Below are 7,581 nucleotides of genomic sequence, written 5' to 3'. Positions count from 1 at the left end.
AATCTGTGGTAGCCCTTCGGGCAGGCCATACGGGGATGACGGAAGAAGCCCAAGTCGGGAGGTCTGCTGCGCGAGCTCCGTGAAAAACTTGGTGCGGCGTTGGCGTCGTGGGGCTTGCGCCTGTTAGCCGTTGATGAGGGTTGCGAGGCGCGTTGCGAGGTCTTCCCAGCGCCATTCTCGGGTTACCCAGTCGCGGCCGGCTTCGCCCATCTTCGTGGCTAGGTCTCGGTCTGCCAGGAGGCGGCCGACTTCGTTGGCGACTGTCGAGACCGCTCGGCCGTCCACCACGGTGCCCGTGGTGCCGTCTCGGACGGTTTCCGGGGCGCCGCCTGACTGGCCGGCTACGACGGGGAGGCCGGTTGCCGATGCCTCCAAGTAGACGATGCCCAGGCCCTCGACGTCCAAGCCGCGTCCGCGTGTCCGGCACGGCATGGCGAAGACGTCGCCTGCGTTGTAGTGCGCGGGGAGTTCCGACCACGGTACTGAGCCGGTGAACACGACGTGGTCCTCTACGTCCATCGAGGATGCCAAGCGCTGCAACGACTTTCGGTACGGGCCGCCGCCTACGAGCAGCAGTGCGGCGTCCGGGGCGATGCGGCGGATTTCCGGTAGGGCCCGGACCAGTACGTCCTGGCCCTTGCGGGGCACCAGTCGGGACACGCACACCACTACCGGACGATCGCCCAGGCCGTAGCGGGTGCGGATGTCCAAACGGGCTACCGGGTCTGGGGCGAAGATCTCAGTGTCCACACCGGACGGGAGGTGTTCCAAGGCTGCCAAGGGGCCGAAGGCTGAGGCGAAGCGGGAGCGGGTGTAGCGGCTGACGAAGGTGACTACGTCCACAGAGGAACCGATGGCGCGCAACGACTGTCGGGCGGCTGGGAGCATCGACCAGCCCACCTCGTGGCCGTGTGTGGACGCCACGACCCTTTGTGCGCCGGCGTCGCGCAGCCACGGGGTGAGGAGTGCCAGAGGGGCCGCCGCGCCGAACCAGACGGCCTCGCAGCGTTCCGAGCGCATGATCTCCGACGCTCGCTTGAGCACGTCGGGGGTGGGCAGCATCAACGTTCCCGGGTGGCGGACCACTGGGAACGGTTGTTCCGCGTCGAACTCCGGGTGTGAACCGGACGGCGATTCCCACGACGGCGCGTACACCACCAGGTTGGGCAACCGGGTGGCCAAGGCGTGCAGGTAGGCCTGGATGCCACCGGGTCGGGGTGGGAAGTCATTGGTCACCAGCAGGGTCCGACGCACGCGCCCCACGTTACGGGAAGGCCGCTCGGAGGAAGTGCTGCCAACCCCTCACCAGGCCCGCGACGTCCTCGCCGGTGGCCTCCAGGACCAGTGCGTCCAGGCGTTCCGGCGACACCCGGCCGGCGCCGGCGATCTTGCGGTGCAGGTCGACCAGGCCCGGTTCGCCCAGGCGCTGGGCCAGGTACAGGTTGAGCGACCAGGACTGCTGGTAGGCCAGTTCCATGCCGGGGCCGCGGAAGTCGGCGTCCGCGGGCAGGGCGGTGGGGAGTTCGCGTTGGAGTTGTGCGGCCAGGGCGGGTGCGGCCTTGCGGGGTGGGACGTCGGAGCCGCGGTAGCCCACGTAGTCCGCGAAGCCCTCCAGCAGCCACATGGGTGCGCCGTCGACGGTCTCGCCGCGTGCGGCCACGTGGGTGATCTCGTGGCGCAGCAGGACGCGCAGCGCCAAGGGGGACAGCACGCTCGCGCCCGCGGGGTTGAGCACGACCCGCTGGCCCTGCGCGGTGCGGGTCTCGGCGTCCACGCGGTCGGCCACGGCGACGCCGGCGATGGAACCGTCGGCGAAGCCCGGTCCGACCAGGGCGCGCAGCTCCTCGACGCCGGCGGGGATGAGCACGGCCACCTGCCGCGACCACGCCGGACCCCACACCCGGGTCACCGTGTCCACGGCGGTGTCCAGTTCGGCCAGCACGCGTGCCGCCAGCGGTTCGCCGCCAGGGTGGCTGAGCACGAAACCGCCGGTGCCGGTGAGCACGTGGCACGGGCCGAAGTCCCACGGGCCGCGCCAGGTGCGCTTGCCCAGCGGCTCCAGCGCGGTGTCGGAGTTGAGGTACCAGCGGTCGCCGCGGCGGGTGAACAGGTAGGCCATCGGCTGGGTGCTGGGCACCACGTCCACGCCGCGCAGCCGGTAGACCAGCCGCACGTCCGGCGCCCACACCGCGTCGGCGGCGGGTGGTGTGATGCCGGCGAGGTTCGTCTCGCCCTCCAGCCGGTACTCCCACTCGGCCAGCGGCACGGCGGCGAGGTTGCGGAACAGCTCCCGCTGCCCGCGGACGAACGCGGGATCGGCGGCGGGGTCGAGGTCGGCGGTGAACGCGCCCTCGTCGCGTTCCACGACGGCCTTGGCCCGGCGCTCCAGCAAGTCCTGGACGGCCTGCTCGCGCGGGTCCGCCACGACGGCGGCGGGCGGGGACGCGGACGGCTCGGCCGGGGTCACCGCCACCCCGAGCCCGGTGAGGAAGGTGCACGCCACGGCCAGGGCGAGCAGCACCCGCAAGCGCCTCACGTGCCTCCTGAAGTCGAACAGGGCCACCCCCGTCACCCGAGGATGGCCCTGCCGAGCATGACTTGTCAGCCCGCGATGCGCCGCATGGCGTAGATCGTGCCCGGGTCTTCCAGCGACACGATCTTCACCGGCACGCCGTCGGTGGACGCGTGCACGACGCGCGCGTTGTCCACCGCCATCGCGACGTGGTTGCCGCCGTTGTAGATGATCAGGTCGCCCGCCGTGACCTCGCCACGGCTCACCGGACGACCCGCGCCCGCCTGACCGTTGGAGGTGCGCGGGATGGACACGCCGACCGACGCGTAGGCCACCGACGTCAGGCCCGAGCAGTCCCACAGGTCGGGGCCGGTCGCGCCGTAGCGGTAGTAGTCGCCGCGCTGCTCCAGCGCGAACGCCAGGGCCTCGCCGGCCTTGCCCGCGGGCACGGGCACGCTGGACAGGTCGCCCGGGTCGCGCAGGATGCCCTTCTCCTGGGCGGTCAAGCGGTTGAGCTGGGCCCTGACCTCGGTGATCTGGCCTTCCAGCTCGCTCTGGCGCTTCTTGATGTCCTCGGCGATCTTCACGGCCTCGTCGGTCGCCTGCTGCGCCTTGCCCTGGGCCTCGGCGGCGCTGCTGCGCGCCTGCTCGGCGGCCTGCACCGCGCCGGACAGCCGGTCCAACGCCTCGTTGTTGTCCGCGGCCAGCACACCCAGGGCCGACATGCGGTTCAGGAAGTCCTGCTGCGAGTCGCTGACCAGCAGCGCCGACAGCTGGTTAAACCGCGCGCCCTCGAACGAGGCCTCGGTGAGCTTGTCGACCTGGACGCGGAAGGCCTCCTCGTCCTTGCGGGCCTGCTCGCCCGCCGCGCCGGCCTGCGCGAGCTGCGCGTTGGCCTGGTCGAGCGCGGCCTGGTTCTTGTCGCGCGCCTCCTCGGCCCGCAGCAGCTCCTCGTTGAGCTTCGTGGCCTCCTCGGCCAGCTCGTTGTACTTCTTCAGCGCGTCGGAAGCCGTGTTCGGCTGCGCGCCTGCGGGAACGGGCGCCGTGAGGCCCACCGCAGCGGCGGCCACCGCCGTGGCCGCGATCGCCCCGCGCACACCGCGCTTGAGTCGTTGCGACGCCACAGTCGCGTGTCACTCCTAACGGTCTTCGCACCGCCTACCGGTCGGGCGCGCGCACGCGCTGCCACCCGACAGTGGTCACACACTCACGTGGTCCCGGCTCGGCACCCCGACAGGCCGATTCGGCGGTGAACTCGCGTCGCCGTCCAGGCTGGACGACTGCCCGCCGCGAGATCTCGGCTAGGTTACGAAAGGTGAGCCCCCACGTCCACCCGCGGGGTCGGAAAACGCGTTGCGGTTGACCGATTTCCCCGAACGGTCCACCTGTGACCTCGGGGTGTCACCGCACGTGGTGTCAAAAACACGACGCGTGTCACACCCGACCCAACCGGGCGAGGAGGACCGCGGAGGGCACGGGGTGCGCTCCCCGCCGTCGGACGGAGTCGGCCACCGCCCGGTCGGAGGTCACCACGACCACCGGACGGCCCTCCGGCTCGGCCGTCACCAACGCGCGGATCACGTCGTCGGCCAGCACCCCGGGATCGCTGAACAACACCCGCACCCCGCGCGGCGCGCTGGTCGGCACGGCCACCACGCCCGCGCCGTCGAACACCAGCGTCACCTCCGCGCCCGTGCGCGCGGCCAGGACGGCCAGCTGGTGCACCAGCCGGTCGCGCTGGTCGGACAGCGACAGCTCGGGGTAGCCGGTCTTGGTGACGTTGTAGCCGTCCACGATGAGGTGCACGGCGGGCAGCGCCAGCAGCCGGTCCAGCGCCGCCGGGTCCTCCACGCGGCCCACCGCGCCCTGCGCCGCGCTCGCGCCCCGCACGAGGTCCGCCGGACGCGGTCCCGCGCCGCCCAGCGCCAGTTCCCGGCGCAGGCCGTTGACCGCGCCGTCGAGGGTGTCCACCAGCAGCGCCAGCCGGACCTCGTCGGCCTGGCGGGCCTCCTTGGCGGACTGGCGCGCCACCTCGGCGTCGGCCTCGGCCCGCTGCGCCTTGGCCCGCTCGTTCTCCGCGCGCTCGCGTTCCCGGTCCCGCTCGGCGGCCAGCCGGCGCACCTCGGCCTCGGCCTCCGCCCGCACCCGGTCGGACTGGGCCTTGGCCGACTCTGCGGCGTCCTTGGCCTCCCGCAGCCGCACGCCCTGCTCCCGCAACCGCTTGCGCAGCCGTTCCAGCTCGACCTCGGCCTCCTCGCGGATCTTGTCCGCGACCCCGGTCGACTCGGCGCGCTCGGCCCGCAGCCGCTCCATCTCCTGCTCCAGCCGCTCGGCGCGCTGCACGGCGGCGTCCCGTTCGGACCGCAGGTGCGCCTCGGTGGCGCGGCGGGTGACCAACTCGACGTAGTGCGCGGCGATCTCCTCGTTCTGGAGGATCGCCGCCGCGCCGGCGGCCACCGGGTCCGGCGCGGTGGTCTCCAACGCCGCCGGCCGGTTGCGCCGCAACCACTCGACGACGGCCGCCCGGAACGCGGATGAACCCTTCAGCCCGTTGAGCAGGATCGGCGCACCGAGCCGCGCCCGCTTGGTCGGCGCGAACCGCGCGACCGCCCGCAGCTGCTGCGGCACGTCGACTTTGGCCAGGTCACCGAGGGCGTCGGCGCTCAGCTCGGCGAGGCGGACGCGCAAGGGCTCCGGCAGCACCCCCCAGTCCACAGTGGACTCGACGGGCGCGTCCGGCTCTCCGGTGTCTCCGGTGACGGGCTCGTCGGCGGGCGCTATCGGGTCTTGCACCCGTACAGGGTATGGCCACGCCGCCACCGCCACCGACCCCGTGCGGTGTTGGCGCGGCCGACGCGTCCCGGCGGACGCGGGCGGGTTTGTCGTACCCCATCGCTAGGGTGCGCTCCGATGACCACCACCGCCCCCGCCCAGCTGTCGTTCGACGAGTTGGGCACCCCGTTGCGCGACACCACCTTCGTCGTGTTCGACCTGGAGACGACCGGGGGCAGCAACACCGAGGACGCCGTCACCGAGATCGGCGCGGTGAAGGTGCGGGGTGGCGAAGTGCTCGGCACGTTCTCCACCCTGGTCGACCCCGAGCGCGGCATCCCGCCGCAGGTCGTGGCGCTGACCGGCATCACCCAGTTCATGGTGACCGGCGCACCGACGCTGGCGACCGTGCTGCCGGCGTTCCTCGAGTTCGCCGCCGGCGCGGTGCTGGTCGCGCACAACTCGGGCTTCGACGTGGGCTTCATCAAGGCCGCGTGCGAGCGCCACGGCTACCGGTGGCCCAAGCCGACCGTGGTGTGCACGGTGAAGCTGGCCCGCCGGGTCCTGTCCCGCGACGAGGCCCCGAGCTGCCGGCTCTCCGCGCTGGCCCAGCTCTTCAACGTGTCCACGACCCCGAACCACCGGGCCCTGACCGACGCCCAGGCCACCGTCGAGGTCCTGCACCACCTGCTGGAACGCGTAGGCAACCTCGGCGTGCACTCGCTGGAGGAACTCCTCGCCTACCTGCCCGAGGTCACCCCGGAGCAACGCCGCAAGCGCAACCTGGCCGCACACCTGCCATCCGAGCCGGGCGTGTACCTGTTCCGCGGCCCGAACGAGGAGGTCCTCTACGTCGGCACCGCTTCGGACCTCCGGAGACGCGTCCGGCAGTACTTCACCGCGTCCGAGGGCCGTCGGCGCCTGAGGGAGATGGTGGCCCTGGCCGTCCGGGTGGACGGGATCGTGTGCGCCCACTCCCTGGAGGCGGAGGTCCGCGAACTGCGCTTGTTGACCGCCCACAAGCCCGCGTACAACCGCAAGTCCAAGAACCAGGCGGGTTGGTGGTGGCTGACCCTGACCGACGAGGCCTTCCCGAGGTTGTCGTTGGTCCGCACCCCGAGGGAGGGCTCGATCGGCCCTTTCCGGTCAAGACGCCTGGCCGAGATGGCCTTGGACGCCCTCCTGGACGCCGTCCCCCTGCGCTCCTGCTCCCAACGCATCTCAGCCCGAAAGCCGTCAGGCACCCCGTGCGCCCGTTTCGAGATGGGCCGCTGCAAGGCCCCGTGCGCCGGCCGCCAAACCGTCTCGGAGTACGCCCCCGCCGTCACCGCCCTACGCGCGTTGGCAGCCGGCCACGACACCACTCCCCTACGCACGATGGCCACCGGCCTGGACATCCTCTCCGACGTCCACCGCTTCGAGGATGCAGCCACCCACCGCGACCGCCTGGCAGCTCTGATCAGAGCCCTGGACCGAGGCCAACGCCTGGCCGGCCTGGCCGCCCTGCCGCAACTGGTAGCCGCCCGCCCCGACGGAGAAGGCGGCTGGCAATTCGCCGTAGTCCGCCACGGCCGCTTGGCCTCCGCAGGCGTTGCACCCCGAGGCGTCCGCCCCATGCCCGTAGTAGACGCCCTGGTAGCAGCGGCAGAGACGGTCGTCCCCGGCGAAGGCCCACTACACGGCGCACCCCCGGAGGAAACGGCCGTCATCCTCCGCTGGCTGGACCGCCCAGGCACACGCTTGGTCTACTGCGACACCCCTTGGACCTCCCCCGCCCACGCCGCCGCCTCCTGGCGCACGTGGGTGGAACGCGCGGAAGCCGGCCGAGATCTCTACCGCCCACCGGCCCACTAGCATGTGGACCACCGTCGATTGACCCAGGAGGACCGCCGTGATCACCGCGATCGTGTTGATCCAGGCCGCCGCCGACACCATCCCGGACGCGGCACAGGCGATCGCCGACATCGAAGGCGTCACGGAGGTCTACTCGTGCGCCGGCGACGTGGACCTGATCGCCCTGGTGAAGGTCGCCCGCCACGAGGACCTGGCGGACCTGGTACCGGGCCGCATCTCGAAGGTGCCGGGCGTGCTGAACACGGACACCCACATCTCGTTCCGGTCGTACTCGAAGCGTGACACCGAGGCCGCTTTCGAAGTCGGCCTCGAAGACGCCTAGAGCACCCACCCGCCACCGCTTTTCGGCGCGCGCAGCGCGGTCTTTGCGCGCGCGGAGCGCGCGGTAGGTGTTACCTACAAGTGGAGGGCCTCGGTTCCCCCACCGTATGGCCTGCCCGAAG

6 protein-coding genes are annotated in these 7,581 nt (G+C 71.9%); 2 read left to right on the top strand and 4 right to left on the bottom strand.

Annotated features, from left to right (window positions below; all coding sequences use genetic code 11):
* Positions 1-123: 123 nt before the first annotated feature.
* The 4 genes from WBN91_RS38370 to WBN91_RS38355 form a co-directional block, all read right to left on the bottom strand.
* Positions 124-1,254: a glycosyltransferase family 4 protein gene (locus WBN91_RS38370; RefSeq protein ID WP_337729206.1), complete on the bottom strand. Its 1,131-nt coding sequence runs from the start codon at positions 1,252-1,254 to the stop codon at positions 124-126.
* A gap of 10 nt (positions 1,255-1,264) precedes the next feature.
* On the bottom strand, positions 1,265-2,536 hold the full coding sequence (locus WBN91_RS38365) for a hypothetical protein (protein ID WP_337729207.1): 1,272 nt from the start codon (positions 2,534-2,536) through the stop codon (positions 1,265-1,267).
* A gap of 65 nt (positions 2,537-2,601) precedes the next feature.
* Entirely contained in the window at positions 2,602-3,636 is a 1,035-nt protein-coding gene (locus tag WBN91_RS38360; RefSeq protein ID WP_337729208.1) for a C40 family peptidase, read from the bottom strand.
* Between the two features lie 310 nt (positions 3,637-3,946).
* Positions 3,947-5,305 (bottom strand): NYN domain-containing protein, encoded by a 1,359-nt coding sequence (locus tag WBN91_RS38355; RefSeq protein WP_443217879.1) that lies wholly within the window; start codon positions 5,303-5,305, stop codon positions 3,947-3,949.
* 117 nt (positions 5,306-5,422) lie between these two features.
* Here WBN91_RS38355 and WBN91_RS38350 point away from each other — a divergent pair, with 117 nt between their 5' ends.
* Positions 5,423-7,138, top strand: coding sequence for a DEDD exonuclease domain-containing protein (locus tag WBN91_RS38350; RefSeq protein ID WP_337729209.1), 1,716 nt, complete (start codon positions 5,423-5,425; stop codon positions 7,136-7,138).
* Between the two features lie 37 nt (positions 7,139-7,175).
* A complete protein-coding gene (locus WBN91_RS38345; RefSeq protein ID WP_121231207.1) occupies positions 7,176-7,460 on the top strand; it encodes an Lrp/AsnC family transcriptional regulator in 285 nt (94 codons plus the stop codon).
* Positions 7,461-7,581: the final 121 nt, after the last annotated feature.

The sequence above is a fragment of the Saccharothrix sp. CCNWYY140 genome, from assembly GCF_037401995.1.
Taxonomy (GTDB): domain Bacteria; phylum Actinomycetota; class Actinomycetes; order Mycobacteriales; family Pseudonocardiaceae; genus Actinosynnema.
This window is presented reverse-complemented; position numbering and strand designations above follow the sequence as displayed.